This window comes from Leptolyngbya sp. FACHB-60 (assembly GCF_014695775.1).
GTDB lineage: Bacteria > Cyanobacteriota > Cyanobacteriia > Phormidesmidales > Phormidesmidaceae > Nodosilinea.
On record NZ_JACJOX010000020.1, the window covers coordinates 17,080 to 33,228 of the forward strand.

Here is a 16,149-nt window from a genome sequence, read left to right on the forward strand (position 1 = left end):
CCAGGCTTTTGTGCAGCCACGGGGCGGCCGGAGGGCGATCGGATCGCCTTCAAAAATCAATCCAATAGGACCTAGCCTAAGGCACGAACCCTAAGCCCCATCAGGCCCGCCACTTGAGCAGCTGGGTTTTGACAGGGGTAACAAACTCACGGGATTCAACCTGGGAGCGCTGGTACTCTTTTTTGAGCTGGTAGTACCACCGGGCTAGGGTGTCAGAGTCTTTGATCAGCCGCAGCACCGTTTCGTGTTTGAGCCCTTCCTGCTGCTTGATCACAACGTCGCGATCTTGGCCCAAAAATGAGCGAATCATGAAGGGCAAAATTGGCTTGAGCAGAGCACCCCAGGGTAAATCCCAGTAGAGCTCAAAGGTGACGTCGGTTTGGTCGTCCGTGAGCGGTGTGACCGTAGTTAGATTCACCACCCGGTGTTTTGAAGTGGTGGTTTCTTCGGTGCGCACACCGGGTAGATAAAAGATGATTTCGTTGTCGGGGACACCACCGATCAGCCAGTAGCCATAGCCCATGTTGTCGCCCATGCGGTGTTTGCGCATGGTGAAACCGTAGGTGGAGGGGTCAAACCATTTGATTTCGTCGTTTAGAGTCGCTCCGCGCCACCACCACGAACGATGCACAAAGGGGGAATGAGCTGGATCCATCAGCCCCACCACGGCGTGGTCGATGTAGCAGGGAAAGCGCATAGTGTAGGTGACTTTGGGGCGCACGTCGTCGCTAAAGCCCGGTACACGCGGCACGTCGAAGCGGGGAGGTTGGGGGTTGGCGCGATCGCTCACATAGACCCACAGGTTGCCCTGCACCTCTTTGACCTCGTAGCGGTTGACGTCAAAGCGGCTTAGATCGATCTGCTGGTCGGGCATCAGCGAGGGAATCTCGGTGCACTGGCCGTTTTCGTTAAACCGCCAGCCGTGGTAACAGCACTCGACTTCAGTGCCGTCAAAGCGGCCGCAGCTAAGGGGCACCGCCCGGTGCGGGCAAATGTCGCGAATGGCAAAGGCTTTGCCTTGCTCCGTGCGGCCAAACAAAATCGGCTCGTTGAGCAGGGTTTTAGCCACTATCTTGCCCGCCTTCAGCTCGTGGCTGGGCATAGCGTGGTACCAGATGTTGCGCAGCAGGTAGATGTCGTTAACGGCAACCACAGGTTCTCAGGGAGGTTAAGGATTAGGCGATTAATACTGTAGCAGAGGCCTAGCAGGGGGGTATGGGTGGCCATAGACCAGTTTTTGCTGGCGCAGTCCATCCTCTGACCGGCGAATACTTTCCCTAGAGCAAGCACTGAAACCTTATGCCGTTAATTAAAGCGACTAAACTATCGTGACGATGTGACTATTGAAGAAATTAGAGCTGCGATCGCTGATTTTGAGCAATTTGAGGATTTAGAACCATAATTGTCGCCAGCGGTTCTGGCCCTAAGCTACTACTGATAAAAGCCAAGAGAATCCTACAGTGCTGTAGGATTCTCTTGGCTTTTGACCACCGATTAACCCACTGCTTGGGGTTCTTGCACTTGCTTGAGCTGTTCGCGCAGGGGCGGGCCTTCGATCACCTCAGCCTCCAGCAGCTGCTGGGCTAGGGTTTCTAGCAATTCACGATTTTGCTTGAGAATGTCTAGCGCTCGCTGATGCCCTTCTTCAACGATCGCCTTCACCTCTTCATCGATCGCCTTAGCCGTTTCTTCGCTGATCGGACGGCGAGCGTTGGGCATGCCACCGTCGAGGAAGGCGTTGCGCTGGGCGCGATCGTAGGCGAGGGGGCCGAGCACCTGACTCATGCCGTAGGTGGTGACCATTTGCTCAGCCAGGTCAGTAGCCCGCTGGAGGTCATTAGAAGCCCCGGTGGTGATGCTGCCGAAGATGATTTCTTCAGCCGATCGCCCGCCGAGCAGAGTGGCAATTTGCCCCTTTAGCTCAGCCTCATCTCTGAGAAAGCGGTCTTCGGTGGGCAGTTGCAGGGTATAGCCGAGGGCAGCCATACCGCGCGGCACGATGGAGATTTTTTCGACCTCGTCGCTGCCGGGCATCATGGCACCGACCAGAGCGTGGCCGACCTCGTGATAGGCGACAATTTTCTTCTCTTTGTCGTTGAGCACGCGGCTCTTCTTCTCTAGACCGGCCACTACGCGCTCGATCGCTTCGCTAAAGTCTTCTTGCTCAACGATGGTGCTATTGCGGCGAGCGGCCAACAGAGCAGCCTCATTGACCAGGTTGGCCAGGTCGGCGCCGGCAAAGCCTGGGGTACGGGTGGCCGTCTGCCGCAGATCAACGGTGTCGGCCAGCTTCACATCCTTAGCGTGGATTTTGAGAATCGCTTCGCGGCCTTTGAGATCGGGGCGATCAACGAGAACTTGGCGATCGAAGCGACCGGGGCGCAACAAGGCCGGGTCGAGGGTTTCGGGGCGGTTGGTGGCGGCCAGCACAATTACAGTGGTCGCCCCCGCGTCAAAGCCATCCATCTCGGTGAGCAGCTGGTTGAGGGTTTGCTCACGCTCGTCGTTGCCGCCGTAGAAACCGTTGCTGGAGCGCGATTTACCGATCGCATCCAACTCATCGATAAAAATGATGCAGGGAGACTGCTTTTTGGCCTGCTCGAACAAGTCTCGCACGCGAGATGACCCGACGCCAACGAACAGTTCCACAAATTCTGAACCGGAGATGCTGAAGAAGGGAACCCCTGCCTCACCAGCCACAGCCTTGGCCATTAGGGTTTTGCCCGTGCCGGGAGGGCCGACCAGCAGCACCCCTTTAGGAATTTTGGCCCCTAGGTCAGTGAAGCGCTTGGGAGTTTTGAGGAAATCGACCACTTCTACCAGCTCAGTCTTAGCCTCTTCGACCCCGGCGACATCGTCAAAGGTAATTTTGCCGGCATCGCCTTCGACATAGACCTTAGCCTTGCTCTTGCCAATGGAAAGCGCCCCCTGGGGACCACCGCCACCGCGAGCCAAAAAGAACCGCCACACACCAATGAAAATCAGCGGCGGAATCACCCAGCTCAGCAAGCTGCCAAACCACTGGCCTTTAGGCGGTGGTACGGCGGCAAACTCAACGCCGTTGTCTTCAAGCAGCTGAGGCAGTTGCAGGTCAAAGATGGGAGTAGTGGTGTAGACATCTCCCGGTTCGCCCGTGGTGGGGTCTTTGATCTGGTAGCGAATTTCGTTTTGGCCCACCGAGGCCCGCACTACTTCTTGCTCTTGAATGCGGTGAATGAACATGCTGTAGGGTTCGCGGGCGGTTTGGCTGCCAAACACGCTAGAGAACACAATATTGAGCAGCAGGAGTCCAGTGGCGGCCCAGAGCACGATATTGATAATTTGCCGCGATCGCGGCGGCTGAGGGTCTTTTTTAACAGGCATAACGCTTTTGAAGGTGTGTTTTTGGAGTTTGGTGGGGGCGATCGCCCAACGCAGAGAGGTATCAACCGCCGGGTGAGTTAGCGGTTTTTCGCTTTGGTGCTAGTTAGTCACCTGGGGCACCCGGGGAGGATCGCACCCCACCGTTCGAGAATTTCACTTAATTAAAATCAACGTCCACGGTGGTGTCGCCTGCATCGGGGGCATCGGCCCGCAATCCAGAGCGCTTGTTGCTCAGCCCCGACAGCATGATCTGCGACATCGCTGCGATAAAGATAGACGCCACCGCCGCGTCATCAATCCAGCCGATGATGGGGATGAAGTCGGGGGAAATGTCGATGGGGCTAAGCAGGTATAGCAGCGTAGCACCGGCTAAAATCCAGCGATATTTAGGGTGCTCAAGGGTGCGCTTATACCAGTCATAAAACGACTGAACGGGAGAGTTCATGGGGCAAGGTTGAATGCGATGGCTTTATGGTGCCACGGAACCCCCTGCTTGCTCCGTGGCGGATAGCCGCCCGCTAGGTAGGGCGAGGGCCGAACCCTTAGCCCGCACGCAGGTGCCAGGCGCGAGGCTGCAAGAACGTATAGAGCCCTGCCAGCGAGAGGGTTGTACCTAAACCAGAATGGCCTCGACCGCTCCAGGGCAGGCGGGGGCTGACGCGATCGCAACAGTTCCAATAGGCGCTCCCCGTTTTGAGCTGGCGCAAAATCCCCACGGCCCGTTCCCGCTCCGTGCCATATACCGCCGCCGTCAGCCCATAGGGCGTATCTTGCATTAGCGCTACAGCTTCCGCATCACTGGCCACCCGCTGAATGCCGATTACTGGGCCAAAGGTTTCTGCTTGCATCACCGTCATGGTGTGGTTAACCTCGGTGAGCACCGTGGGGGCAAAGTACCAGCCAGGGCGATCGAGCTGCTTGCCGCCACAACGCAGGGTCGCCCCTTTAGCCAACGCATCTGCCACTTGGTCAGCCAAAACATCTAGCTGTGGCCTACGGCTGACCGGGCCAAGGTAAGTTTTGGGATCGGTTGGGTCTCCCAACGCAAAGCCCCGCACCGTTTCTATAAAAGCTGTCAGAAACTCGTCATAAACATCGGTATGAACGTAGATGCGCTCCACCGCGCAACAGCTCTGGCCGTTGTTGTAAAACGCCCCATCTGCCAGACCTGCCGCCGCCACCGCCACCTTAGCATCGGTGCACACGTAGGCCGGATCTTTGCCGCCCAGTTCGAGCTGGGTGCGAACCAGTTTGGGAGCCGCCGCGATCGCAATTTTCTGCCCCGTAGCGTAGGAGCCCGTGAAGAATACGCCATCAATCGGCTGCTCCAGCAGCGCCGATCCGGTTAGCCCTGAGCCGATAACCGGGATGAAAATATCTTGGGGAATGCCGGACTCATGGAGCAGATCTGCGATCGCCCTCCCGGTCAGTGTGGCCAACTCCGACGGCTTATACAGCACCGCATTCCCCATCAGCAGCGCCGGAATAAATACATTTCCCCCCACAAAATACGGATAGTTCCACGCCGAAATATTGGCCACCACCCCCAGCGGGTCGTAAGCAATCACCTCCTCCAACCTCCCCATCCCTGGCAGCGCCGCCGCTGGCTCAGCGTAGACCCGCTCTGGCGTGAGAACGTTGGCCGCATGCTCCACAAAGAAATCAAGTCTTCCCGGCACTGCCAAAATTTCGCTGCGCGCTTGGGTAATGGGCTTGCCAGTTTCTGACGTCAGCAACGCCGCCAGAGCATCTGCCCGCTCAATCAGCAGCTCTCGAAACCGCAGGATAGGCTGAATGCGATCGGCCAAAGGCTGCGCCGCCCACCCCGGCTGCGCCTGCCGCGCCCGATCATATTTCTCGGCAACAGTGGCGCGATCGTCCACCGCGAGTTCTTGAATCAACGCTTCAGTAGCCGGGTTGATGATCGAAAGAACGTCAGCCATAGTGATAAGAAATTCTGGAACTGATGAGCAATGTCAGCAGATGGAGTTGTTTGTAATCCGGGGTGAAAGGTGGGCAGTGCCCACCCTACGGTTGTTTAGGCCGATCGCAGAAAAGAACAGATTCATTTGCAGAACAGAGGTTTAAACCGATGATCAATTGCTCCTTTCCGTGAGGTGAAGGACGACGGAACGTCCTTCTCGTAGGGGTCTGGGGGGACCGAAATCCCCCCAGCAGTAGGTTTGGCTTTTACCACCCAGACTCTCTCAACGAGCGATCGCTCATGGGCTAAAACAATGGTGCATTGCTGCGCGGATGCACCCTACGGTTGAATGGAAGCCCACGCACAGGGTGCTCAAAAAGCATCTTGATAGATAGCGTAGAAATCCTTCTCCGTAACGGGTTTAGGATTCAACGGATGACACCCATCCTTCATCGCCACCGCCACCAACGGCCCCAACCCATCGGGTGTCACCCCCAAAGCCCCCAATGAAGCCGGAATCCCAATCGACTCAGACAGGTCCACAATCCAATCCACAAACGCTTGCCCATCGGCGGTCCCTGGCTTCACGACTTGAGCCATGCGCAAAAACTGCTCGGGCGCGGCAGCTAAGTTAAACCGCATCGCCGCAGGCAGCATAATGCCATTCGCCAAACCGTGGTGCGTGTCATACACCGTAGACAGCGCATGGGCACAGGAATGGGTGACGCCAAGGCCCTTTTGAAACGCGATCGCCCCCATCATCGACGCATTCAGCATCCCCCCCCGCGCTGCCAAGTGCGCCGCCGTCGTCGCCTCGTCAAAGGCTTCTCCATCTCGCGATCGCTGGGCAAAGTCCACACAGGCTTTCAAGTTCTGCGCTACCAGATAAATGCCCTCCAACGCAATGCCATCGCAGAGAGGATTAAACCCCTTGGCCAGAAACGCCTCAACCAAATGGGTCAGCGCATCCATCCCCGTCGCAGCGGTGATTTTGGCCGGTAGCCCTAGCAGCAGTTTGGGGTCAGCCAGCACCACCTTGGGCAACAGCTGCGGATCAAACACGATCTTTTTAGCGTGGCTGTCATCGTCCGAGATTACGGCGCTGCGTCCCACTTCGCTGCCGGTGCCCGCCGTGGTGGGCACCGCGACAATAGGCGGAATCGGTCGATCAATCGGGCGGGTGCTGTTGCCGTCTTCGTAGTCGAATAGGTGACCGGGGTGGTTGGCCATCAGGGCGATCGCCTTCGCCACATCGATTGGGGCACCGCCGCCTACGGCCACAATGCCGTCGGCCCCGTGGCTTTTCCATGCTTCAACCCCGGCATTGACCTGAGAAACTACCGGGTTGCCCCAAACGCCGCTAAAGACAGCCGCCCCGAAGGACGCCAGAGAATTCTTTAGCTCAGGAAACCAGGGGAGTTGAGCGACATCTTTATCGGTGATGATGAGGACTCGCTGAATGCCTAACGTGGTGAGTTCGTCCGCGAGTTCGTGCCGCGCCCCTGGCCCGAAGCGAATGCGGGTGGGAAAGTTGTAGGTGTGAATGGTAGAAGACATAGCGGATTTATGCCCTTGAAAATAGGAACCGTGGGGTGCATCTGCGCAGCGATGCATTGTTGCTTTGCGCTGTAAGCGATCGCTTATGCACGAGATCGGTGGAGAAAGCCAAGCCTGCCGCTGGGGGGATTTCGGTCCCCCCAGACCCCTACGAGAAGGACGTTCCGTCGTCCTTCACCTCACGGAAAGGAGCGATCGCCCATCGGTTTAAACCTCTGTTTTGCAAATTGGCCTAGTTTTTCTCTGCAATTGATCGAGGCAGTCGTAGGGTGGGCACTGCCCACCAGCTAACCTTCTGGTCGGGGCAAACGGTTGTCGCCTGCGACCTTTAAACATTCACGTACTGATCCATTTCCCAGGTGGTGATTTGGGCGTTGAAGGCGTTCCATTCCTTCGCTTTCATTTCGAGGAAGGTTTTGGCACCGAGTTCACCCATCGTTTCCATTAACAGAGGGTCTTGCTTGAGGGCGACCATCGCCTCGTAGAGGTTGTGGGGCAGGGTTTGCAAGTTGGTGAACTCGTCGCCCCGGGCGAACAGGTTTTCGTCGATGCGCTGGCCGGGGTCAAGCTGCTGCTGGATGCCCTCTAGCCCAGCCGCCAAAATTCCGGCTGTAGCCAGGTAGAGGTTGACGGCCCCATCGATCATGCGGCACTCGAAGCGACCCTTGTCGGGAATGCGGATCAGGTGGGAGCGGTTGTTGCCGCCGTAAGAGATGTATCGGGGGCTCCAGGTGCTGCCGGAGGTGGTGGTGCTGGCCCCCAACCGCCGGTAGGAGTTGACCGTGGGGGCGCAGAGAGCCGTCAGCCCTTTGCCGTGGGCCAAGACCCCGCCCAAAAAGTTGTAGCCGATGGGCGAAAGCCCCCCCGCGTCGGCCCCTTCTGCAAAGGCGTTGACGTCGCCCTGCCACAGGCTGTTGTGGACATGGCCGCCGTTGCCAGTGATGTGGCTAAAGGGTTTGGGCATAAAGGTGGCGACAAAGCCCCGCTGCTCGGCCAGGGTTTTGACCATGTATTTAAAGAAGACGTGGCGATCGCAGGTGGTCTTGGCATCGCTGTAGGTCCAATTCAGCTCAAACTGGCCATTGGCGTCTTCGTGGTCGCACTGGTACGGACCCCAACCCAGATCTTCCATATAGGTGACAACGGTTGAGATCAGGTCAAACTGGCGCATCAGGTTGAGCTGGTCATAGCAGGGCCGCTCAGCGGTGTCTTTAGGGTCAGCCAGTTCGTACCCTGTCTCGGTCTGGCGCAGCAAAAAGAACTCGGCTTCTACTCCAGTTTTAAGGGTGTAGCTCAGGGATGCGGCTTGATCGATCACCCGGTTCAACATCATCCGGGGCGCGGCGGGGAAGGGTTCGCCCTCGTAGTACACATCACAGGCTACCCAGCCTACGGTCGGCTCCCAGGGCAGCTGAATCAGCGAGTCGGGGTCGGGCACGGCCGCAATCTCAGCCGCCTCTGGCCCCAGGCCCAGGTTGGAGGCAAACGAGCAGAAAAATGCGCCGTCTTTTTCTACCGAAGCCATTTGAGTGGCGGGCACCAGCTTGGCCCGAGTGCCCCCCAGCAAATCAGTATAGGAAACTAGAAAAAACTTGATGCCGAGGGCCTTGGCCCTTTCTGCCAGGTTCTGAACCTGAGTCAACATGCTGACCATAGAACGACTCCGGACGTTTCAGCTTAGTAAAACAGGCTGACGAAGTCGCTTTTGTAGTTGTAGATACGGGGCAAGGTTGGTAGTTGTTCTTTTCTTACTGGCAGCTTTGGTCAACAGTCAGTGTCTATTTGGGGCTGGCAAATGGGCGCTAAATCCCTCAGGTTATATAGATTAATCTCTGCCATCCTACCGAGTTGTTTTGGCTGCAAAGTTCTTAGTTTGTGGACAGTGTTAGGTGCAAGGCAATCAGTCATGGCCTACACCCGACGCTGCTCTTAATACGGAATTTAGAACCATGGAACGTGACAAAAACTTGGATCACAATCCTGACACGAATCCCGATCCCATCACTGGGCAGCCAGGATCACATCCCGTTGGCACTGGAGTCGGTGCAGCTGGAGTAGGTGCGATCGCTACCGCTGTGGGTGGTGTAGTTGGTGGTCCTGTGGGCGCCGTGGTCGGTGCAGCCGTTGGTGCTGTGGCGGGTGGCCTTGCTGGTAAAGGTGTGGCCGAGAAAGTCGATCCCACTGTGGAAGACGACTACTGGCGCAATAATTACAAAAGTCGGCCCTATGTCGAGTCTGACTATAGCTACGACGACTACAGCCCAGCCTATCGCACCGGTTATGAGGGCTACAGCACCTACTCTGGTCAGGGTATGACCTTTACTCAAGCCGAGCCCCATCTGCAGAAAGACTACGAAAACCACAACGGCCGCCTCGGCTGGGAAAAAGCCAAGCATGCCAGCCAAGACGCCTGGTACCGAGTAGAGTCCACTGGCAGCCGCGATTCAGATCGACAAATTGACGATCGCCGCACTGATTCTGGCACCACCGGTATGCTGTAACCCCAATTGGGCAGGCTACCTGAGATAGTTCTCGGCTAACCGCTGAGCCAGTAACTCTGGCTCAGCGGTTGGCGATCGTAGCCATCTTTGCTGGGGCTTCTGCGATCGTCCCCCTGTGCCAAAACCACCAATCCAAACGAATTATTGCCAATCTCGAAAAACTTTGGCACAACCTGTCATATCAAGTTATGCTATGCCCCCTAGGGGTATTTAGGCAAAGCCGAGCTCCTTTCGCTGCAAAAGATTCCACCCCGCATGTCTTTCTAAAGGCTGGGTCTCATCCATGGATATTTTGGTTGTTCAACATGTCGAAGCAGACCCCGTAGGCATTTTGGGCCGATATCTAGAAGTCAAAGGAGCCTGGCTGCACACCTGGTTGGTGCCCCAGAGCCCAACCCCGCCTTACGGGGATTACGACGGCCTAGTTGTACTCGGCGGCCCCATGAATGCCTGCGAAGACGACAACTTTCCTCACCTGGCACGAGTGGCCGAGCTGATCCGCGAATTTCACAGTCAGGGCAAGCCGGTGTTGGGCATTTGCCTAGGCGCTCAGCTGGTTGCCCGCGCCTTTGGCAGTCGGGTTTACCAAAATGAGGTTCCAGAACTGGGTTTTACGCCGCTGTTTCCCGTTGCGGCTCCCGAAGAACCCTGGCTGCAAGACTACCCACCGGGGATGCCGATGATGCAGTGGCATTTTGACACCTTCGATCTACCCCCTGGAGCGCAACTGCTGCTCACCAATAAGACCTGCAAAAATCAGGCCTTTCGCATCGGCAGCAATATCTATGGCCTACAGTTTCATCCCGAAGTCACCCCGCAGGTTGTGATGAGCTGGATGGCCTTTAAGACTGAATGGATTGAGGCTAACTATCCTCACCTGTTGGAGCAACTGCGGGAGCAGCTAGGGCTGCACTGGGGGCAGTCAGCCCAGTTTACCGAAAAGCTGGCCGATGCCTGGTACGACCAGGTCGTGGCTGTGGCCCAAACCGAACCATTACTTCATCAAGGCAGCTTCACTTAAATCGCGTCAGTTGAGCCTGCGGGCTAGGAGAAAGGGTGTAACAATTGTTGCACCCTTTCTCCATTAGTCTTTGCTGCGCTCTGAGGTATGGTCTAAGCTGTAAGCGGCCGCAAACTGTTATGACGATTAAGTCTTTGAGGCGTTTGAACCCCGAGTTAATACCGTTGTAAGCAGTCAGAAAGCCTCAAGAATTACTACGCTTATCAGTCTATGTAAAGAGAGATCATGGTAGAAAATACACATGATCAATCACCTACTACGGCCAATAGCCTCCGTTTTGAACATGCTGCCCCGGTGGTGGCGCCAGCTGGCCCTGGTTGGAATCAGTATTATTGCGGTCATTTCAGTGTCTTTTGATACTCAGGCGCTGCCAGTTCGGGTAGAGCGAGGGCTGGCGCTGCGACAGCTTCAGGGGGAGGTGACACTGCTGCGACCCAGCAGTGCTAGCCCTGCGCGGGCGGGCGATCGCCTCAATCAGGTCGGTGACGGCTTGCGGACGGGGGCGCGATCGACGGTCGTTCTAGATGTGGATACCGACGTGGGCTTTTTGCAGGTTTCGGAGCGCACTGAGCTGCGCATTCGCACCCTGGAGATGGCCGCCGACGGTGGGCGCATTACCCACCTCAACGTGTCGCGGGGGCAGGTGCGTACTCAGTTGCGCCGCTTTACCAACCGAGGCTCTGAGTTTGAGATCGAAACCCCCGCCGGCATTAGCGGTGTGCGCGGCACCGAGTTTGGGGTCAGCGTGCAAGACGACGGCAAGACCGGCATTGCCACCCTCTCCGGCGCGGTGGAAACCAGTGCCGTTGGCGCGACGGTACCGGTGCCGGGGGGCTACCAAAACCTGATCTTGCCCGGTGAACCCCCCACTCAGCCAGTGCCCCTGCGGGATGATCCCGGGCTGGAGTACGAGCGCACTGTATCGTTTGAAAACAACACCCGCATGGTTACGCTCACGGGTCGGGTTGACCCCGTCAATACTGTATTTGTCGATGGTGCCCCTCAACTGGTCGATCGCCAGGGTGAATTTCGCCTGACGCGGGTGGCGACGGCCCGTTTGCGAGTCGAGGTTGTCGTGATTACGCCCCTTGGCCGCCAGGAAGTCCATGAGATTTACCTTCTCTAACCAGTTGCGGCGAGGAATAGAGTCGCTGCTGACCTTGGCTACTGCCAGCCTATTGGTCGTAAGTTTGAGCGAACTGGGCCTGCTCATGCCCCTAGTGCAAGCTGAGTATGGGCTGCGCTTCCGGCTGCGGGGGCAGCGGCCCTGGGCCGACCAGGTGGTGCTGATTGCCATCGATGAACCCAGTTTGGACGCGTTGGGGGCGTTCCCCTGGCCGCGCCGCCGCTATGCTGAGCTGATGCAAGGTCTGCAAGCAGCGTCGCCCCAGGCGGTGGTATTTGACCTGCTGTTTGTGGAGCCTAGCCCTGACGATGCGGTGTTTGTCGAGGCGATCGCTGCCCACCCTGCCGTCATCCTAGCCTCCGCCTGGGATCGCGACGGGCAACCTTTGGGGCCAACTCCAACACTGGCTAAGGCGGCGCTGACCACTGGCCATATTTTGCAGCGGTACCAGGGCGGCTACATCCACAGCGTTGAGCCGATGGTGAGCCGCCAGCCCGCCCTGGCCATTGCTACCGCAGAAGCGCTGAGTTTGACTCAGCAGGCCGTTTCCCTGCCGCCCCTCGATCGCCCTCTGTGGGTCAACTGGCCTGGGGTAGCCACTGCCCTGCCCACCTACTCTTTTGTAGATGTGCTGGAGGGACGGGTGCCGCCTCAGGTGTTTAAGGGCAAAGTGGTGCTGATTGGAGCCACGGCCCTGGGCCTAGATGACCGGGTCACCCCCTTTGACGCTTACCCGCCTGCCAGTGGGGTGTTTTTGCACGGCGCGTTAATCGACAACCTGCTGCACCAGCGCTGGCTGAGACCGTTAACCGGGGGCTGGATCGGGGCGATCGCCCTGGCTCTGGCCCTAAGCCTGGGGTTACAGCGGCAACCAGGGGTGTTTTGGCGGCAGGGGGTGTTGATGAGCGGCCTGGTGGCAGGCTGGTGGGGAACGGCCCTGGTGCTCATGGGAGCTAACCTGTGGCTGCCGGTGGTAGGGCCGGTGCTGCTGCTGAGTGCTGTGGGCGGTCTGAGCCTGGGTCAGCAATGGCTGCGACAGAACCGCTGGCTGCGGCAGATGACGACTGCATTACAGCATCGCCATCCGCCCGAAGTATTGCTGCCCGAGCCCTCACCATCCCCCGCCACCCTCGCTCAGCCTGGCTTTATACCGGGCGATCGCGTCTCAGATCTGACTCAGCTGGTCGAGCTGACCGAGCAACTGGGGCGATCGCAGGCGGTTCAGGCGGCCATTGCCCGCAGTCTGCCCCTGGGGTTGGTGGCGGCGGCGGCGGATGGCACCGTTTGGTTTGCTAACCCCTTGGCCACCGAATGGTTGGGTCTGGCGGCGGGCGATCGCCTGGCCTCGGCCCTGCCGCCCGACTGGTTTGAGGTCAAAGCTTGGGAGCAGCTGTGGGAGCGGGTCTGTCGAGGTCAAGCCGTAGCGCATCAGCTGCGCCAGCGGGGCGATCGCTGGTATGAGCTGCGGCTAGAATCGCTGGCCGTCAATGACAATACCCCCGCCGATTGGCCCCAGGGGGCCATTGTGCTGTTCGAAGACATCACCTACCGCCAGCAGATGGAAAGCGAACTGCGGCGGCTCAACGACAGCTTAGAAACCAAAGTAGAGGTGCGCACGCGGCAGCTAGAGCAGCTCAATCGATCGCTCCAGGAGCAGATTGCTGAGCGCCAGCTGGCTCAGCATCAGCTGGCCTATGAGGCGCTGCACGACCCGCTCACTGGGCTGCCCAACCGCCGTCAGTTTTTGAGTCGCCTGGGGGAGCAGTTTGGCCTACCCGAGCCGGGGCTGTACGCGGTGCTGTTTCTCGACTGCGATCGCTTTAAGCTGATCAACGACACCTTTGGCCACTGGGTGGGGGATGAGCTGCTCAAGCGGGTGGCCACCATTGTGCAAGAGTGCGTGCGCCCTAACGATGTCGTCGCTCGCTTTGGTGGCGACGAGTTCACCATTCTGCTGACGACGCTTGACCAAATGGGGGATGCGATCGCCGTGGCCCAGCGCATTCGCCAGCGGTTTACCGAAGCCTTGCACATTCAAGAGCACCAGCTATTTACTAACACCAGCATTGGCATTGTCATGGGCGGCCCCGACTACCAGCACCCCGACGAACTGCTCCGCGATGCGGACACCGCCATGTACCAGGCCAAAATCAACAACCAGGGCTATGCCCTATTCGAGCCGGGCATGCACCTCGACGTGTGCCGCTCGCTCCAGATCGAAACCGCCCTCAGGCTGGCCCTAGAACGGCAAGAGTTTCAGCTCCACTACCAGCCCATTGTGAACCTTGATACCCAGCAGCTGATGGGGTGTGAAGCTCTGCTGCGCTGGCTGCACCCCGACCGGGGGCTGATGTTTCCCGACGAGTTTATTGCCATTGCCGAAAACACGGGCATGATGGCGGCGATCGGGGCCTGGGTGCTCCGAGAAGCCTGCACCCAAATGCAGCGCTGGCGACGGCGCAGCCTGATCAACGCCGATGCCGTGGTCAGCGTCAATCTGTCGGCGCTTCAGTTTGCGCAGCCCGATTTTTTGGCCCAGGTTGACAGCGCTTTAAACGACAGCGGCTTGCCCGCGGCCAACCTCAAGCTCGAAATCACCGAAACGGTTGTGATTCAAAACCCTGAGCAGGTGGTGCCGATCATTCAAACCCTGCGCGATCGCGGCATTCGCCTCAGCATTGACGACTTTGGCACCGGTTACTCCTCCCTCGGCTACCTGCAACAGCTGCCGGTGGATATTCTCAAAATCGATCGCAGCTTCATTGCCAACATTCACCACAGCCCGCAGCAGTATGGCATCGTTGAAACCATCATTCACCTGGCAACCCACCTCAATATTCAGGTGATTGCCGAAGGGATTGAGCAGTTCCCCCAGCTGGAGTCGCTCACCCAATTGGGCTGCAAATTTGGTCAGGGGTTCTTCTTTGCCCGCCCGCTGAGCGTCAGTCAATTCAGTCAATATTTACGCGGCCGAGACAACGGGGAGGGCGGTTGGTGAGCCCATACCAAACAGGGCAGCAAGGCCGGCCTAAGCTCGGATTTGCTGCCCTGGAGGTTGGTCTTGGCGGCGGGGCTACAGTGCGCCTCACCTTCTGCGTCGGGGTATTCCATCATGGTTGTCGATGGTGATAGTGCCGACTATTCGTAGTAGCGATTGTCGAGCCAGCGCCGCACATCTTGCTCAGAGTGAAACGAGCGAGTGCGGTTGGTCACCGGGTCGTGGGCGAACCAGACCTGATGCCCGTTGCGGGTGCTCTGCCAAATGCGCAGCTCTTGGGTGTCGGTGAAGAAGCTTAGTAAGCGATCGCCCAGAGCACTGAGAGCCTGGCCCATACCTAGGGGCCGTTGGGCGGGCTGTACCAGGGTTTCAAGGCGCTGCCGCTGCCGGTTGAGCTCGGAGTTAGAGTTACGAGTAGTGGTGTTCATGGCATTTCTCGACTAAGGGAATTGCAGCGGGCAGGGCGGTGGCACGCTTAACCAAAAACCTCTGTCAGCCCTAGAGGGGCTGAGCGTAGATGCAGTCAGAATGCAAAGGCTAAGGTTAACGGTCAGGGTTCCACTACTGGGAGTGGGGGCATCTCGCCCCAAGCGCTACCGCTGCTGATGTATCTAATGTAGGCGGGGCGTCAGTTTGTAACAAAGCATGACGTGAATGGGTGCTATGCAAAAAATCGATAGGCCAGCTAAAGCCTCTGCCCTTAGCCTGGAATAGGCGTTTAGGTGCCTGGAGCCGCCATGAACCTCAACAAAATCAAGCTGTCACAACTGCGGGCACTGGTGACGATCGCCGAGTGCGGCAACTTCAGCGAAGCGGCCCTCAAGCTCGATGTCACCCAGTCCACCATCAGCCACGCCATTGCCACCCTAGAAGACGAGCTAGGCGTTACCCTTCTGAAGCGGGGCCGCCACGGGGCGCGGCTGACGAGCGTGGGCGATCGCATCACCACCCACGCCCGCGACGTGCTGGGTCTGCTCGACACCATTGGCAGCGAGGCCAACCAGGCGCGGGGCGTACAGGGAGGCAATTTGCGCATTGCCTCTTTTCGCAGCGTAGCGACCCACGTGCTGCCTGGAGCGATCGCCCGTCTGCACCGCCGCTACCCCACCATCGCCATCAGCGTCCACGAAATGGATGAAGTGCACCAGCTGAAGCAGGCGCTGGCTAAGGGCGAAGTTGATCTTTGCGTTGCCGAAACCATCGATGGCGACGATGTGGAAACCCTGCATATCTTTAACGACGACTACGTGGCCCTGCTGCCCCCTGGCTATCGCCCCAAAACCGATGCGCTCACCGTGGATGATATGCGCCAAATGCCCATTATTGGCTCTAGCCACAGCAGCTGTGGCCTGCGCATTCGCACCGTGCTGGGTGCCCAAGAGCATCCTTTAGAAATTGCCTACTGCATTCGCCACGACTCGTCGATGGTGGCCATGGTGCAGCAGGGCTTAGGCATTGCCATTCTGCCTCGACTTGCCGCTGAGCCGGTGCCCCCTGACGTGCAGATCGTCTCTATGCCCTTCCCAATTTCTCGGCCAATTGGGGCCACCATTCTAAAAGACGCATTGCACACCCCCGCGCTCTACGCCTTTCTAGACGCCCTGCGGGAAGTGGGCGAATTTAGCCGCATCAAGGCCGTTTAGAGTTACGGCTTGGCCA

12 protein-coding genes are annotated in these 16,149 nt (G+C 58.1%); 5 read left to right on the top strand and 7 right to left on the bottom strand.

Going from position 1 to position 16,149, the window contains the following annotated elements:
* Positions 1–100: 100 nt before the first annotated feature.
* The 6 genes from H6F57_RS07010 to glnT all read right to left on the bottom strand — a co-directional run bounded on the left by H6F57_RS07010 (position 101) and on the right by glnT (position 8,498).
* Positions 101–1,153 (bottom strand): aromatic ring-hydroxylating dioxygenase subunit alpha, encoded by a 1,053-nt coding sequence (locus tag H6F57_RS07010; RefSeq protein WP_313933563.1) that lies wholly within the window; start codon positions 1,151–1,153, stop codon positions 101–103.
* A gap of 341 nt (positions 1,154–1,494) precedes the next feature.
* A complete protein-coding gene (gene ftsH, locus H6F57_RS07015; protein ID WP_190625569.1) occupies positions 1,495–3,363 on the bottom strand; it encodes an ATP-dependent zinc metalloprotease FtsH in 1,869 nt (622 codons plus the stop codon).
* 157 nt (positions 3,364–3,520) lie between these two features.
* Positions 3,521–3,808 carry a YkvA family protein gene (locus tag H6F57_RS07020; RefSeq protein ID WP_190625570.1) on the bottom strand — a complete coding sequence of 96 codons (288 nt, stop codon included), beginning with the start codon at positions 3,806–3,808 and terminating at the stop codon, positions 3,521–3,523.
* Positions 3,809–3,905: 97 nt separating this feature from the next.
* Entirely contained in the window at positions 3,906–5,306 is a 1,401-nt protein-coding gene (locus tag H6F57_RS07025) for an aldehyde dehydrogenase family protein (RefSeq protein WP_190625571.1), read from the bottom strand.
* A gap of 353 nt (positions 5,307–5,659) precedes the next feature.
* On the bottom strand, positions 5,660–6,844 hold the full coding sequence (locus H6F57_RS07030) for an iron-containing alcohol dehydrogenase (protein ID WP_190625572.1): 1,185 nt from the start codon (positions 6,842–6,844) through the stop codon (positions 5,660–5,662).
* A 328-nt stretch (positions 6,845–7,172) separates the two neighbouring features.
* A complete protein-coding gene (gene glnT / locus H6F57_RS07035) occupies positions 7,173–8,498 on the bottom strand; it encodes a type III glutamate--ammonia ligase (RefSeq protein WP_190625573.1) in 1,326 nt (441 codons plus the stop codon).
* Positions 8,499–8,793: 295 nt separating this feature from the next.
* On the opposite strand from glnT, the gene H6F57_RS07040 reads away from it, so the two are divergent.
* The 4 genes from H6F57_RS07040 to H6F57_RS07055 all read left to right on the top strand — a co-directional run bounded on the left by H6F57_RS07040 (position 8,794) and on the right by H6F57_RS07055 (position 14,490).
* Entirely contained in the window at positions 8,794–9,345 is a 552-nt protein-coding gene (locus H6F57_RS07040; protein WP_190625574.1) for a hypothetical protein, read from the top strand.
* A gap of 283 nt (positions 9,346–9,628) precedes the next feature.
* Positions 9,629–10,366, top strand: coding sequence for a type 1 glutamine amidotransferase (locus tag H6F57_RS07045; protein ID WP_190625575.1), 738 nt, complete (start codon positions 9,629–9,631; stop codon positions 10,364–10,366).
* 346 nt (positions 10,367–10,712) lie between these two features.
* The gene (locus H6F57_RS07050; RefSeq protein WP_313933564.1) at positions 10,713–11,492 is read left to right on the top strand and encodes a FecR family protein; all 780 of its coding nucleotides are present in this window, start codon (positions 10,713–10,715) and stop codon (positions 11,490–11,492) included.
* On the top strand, positions 11,473–14,490 hold the full coding sequence (locus H6F57_RS07055) for an EAL domain-containing protein (protein WP_190625576.1): 3,018 nt from the start codon (positions 11,473–11,475) through the stop codon (positions 14,488–14,490). The genes H6F57_RS07050 and H6F57_RS07055 overlap by 20 nt, the downstream gene beginning before the upstream one ends.
* A 140-nt stretch (positions 14,491–14,630) precedes the next feature.
* On the opposite strand, the gene H6F57_RS07060 is transcribed toward H6F57_RS07055, so the two are convergent.
* A complete protein-coding gene (locus tag H6F57_RS07060) occupies positions 14,631–14,918 on the bottom strand; it encodes a hypothetical protein (RefSeq protein WP_190625577.1) in 288 nt (95 codons plus the stop codon).
* 309 nt (positions 14,919–15,227) lie between these two features.
* On the opposite strand from H6F57_RS07060, the gene H6F57_RS07065 reads away from it, so the two are divergent.
* Positions 15,228–16,133 carry a LysR family transcriptional regulator gene (locus H6F57_RS07065; RefSeq protein WP_190625578.1) on the top strand — a complete coding sequence of 302 codons (906 nt, stop codon included), beginning with the start codon at positions 15,228–15,230 and terminating at the stop codon, positions 16,131–16,133.
* Positions 16,134–16,149: the final 16 nt, after the last annotated feature.

What these genes read in the sequence shown, in the direction of transcription:
- glnT (WP_190625573.1), bottom strand. Translation starts at nt 8,498, where the DNA reads ATGGTCAGCATGTTGACTCAGGTTCAGAACCTGGCAGAAAGGGCCAAG.
- H6F57_RS07045 (WP_190625575.1), top strand. Translation starts at nt 9,629, where the DNA reads ATGGATATTTTGGTTGTTCAACATGTCGAAGCAGACCCCGTAGGCATT.
- H6F57_RS07025 (WP_190625571.1), bottom strand. Translation starts at nt 5,306, where the DNA reads ATGGCTGACGTTCTTTCGATCATCAACCCGGCTACTGAAGCGTTGATT.
- H6F57_RS07030 (WP_190625572.1), bottom strand. Translation starts at nt 6,844, where the DNA reads ATGTCTTCTACCATTCACACCTACAACTTTCCCACCCGCATTCGCTTC.
- H6F57_RS07020 (WP_190625570.1), bottom strand. Translation starts at nt 3,808, where the DNA reads ATGAACTCTCCCGTTCAGTCGTTTTATGACTGGTATAAGCGCACCCTT.
- H6F57_RS07060 (WP_190625577.1), bottom strand. Translation starts at nt 14,918, where the DNA reads ATGAACACCACTACTCGTAACTCTAACTCCGAGCTCAACCGGCAGCGG.
- H6F57_RS07055 (WP_190625576.1), top strand. Translation starts at nt 11,473, where the DNA reads ATGAGATTTACCTTCTCTAACCAGTTGCGGCGAGGAATAGAGTCGCTG.
- ftsH (WP_190625569.1), bottom strand. Translation starts at nt 3,363, where the DNA reads ATGCCTGTTAAAAAAGACCCTCAGCCGCCGCGATCGCGGCAAATTATC.
- H6F57_RS07065 (WP_190625578.1), top strand. Translation starts at nt 15,228, where the DNA reads ATGAACCTCAACAAAATCAAGCTGTCACAACTGCGGGCACTGGTGACG.
- H6F57_RS07040 (WP_190625574.1), top strand. Translation starts at nt 8,794, where the DNA reads ATGGAACGTGACAAAAACTTGGATCACAATCCTGACACGAATCCCGAT.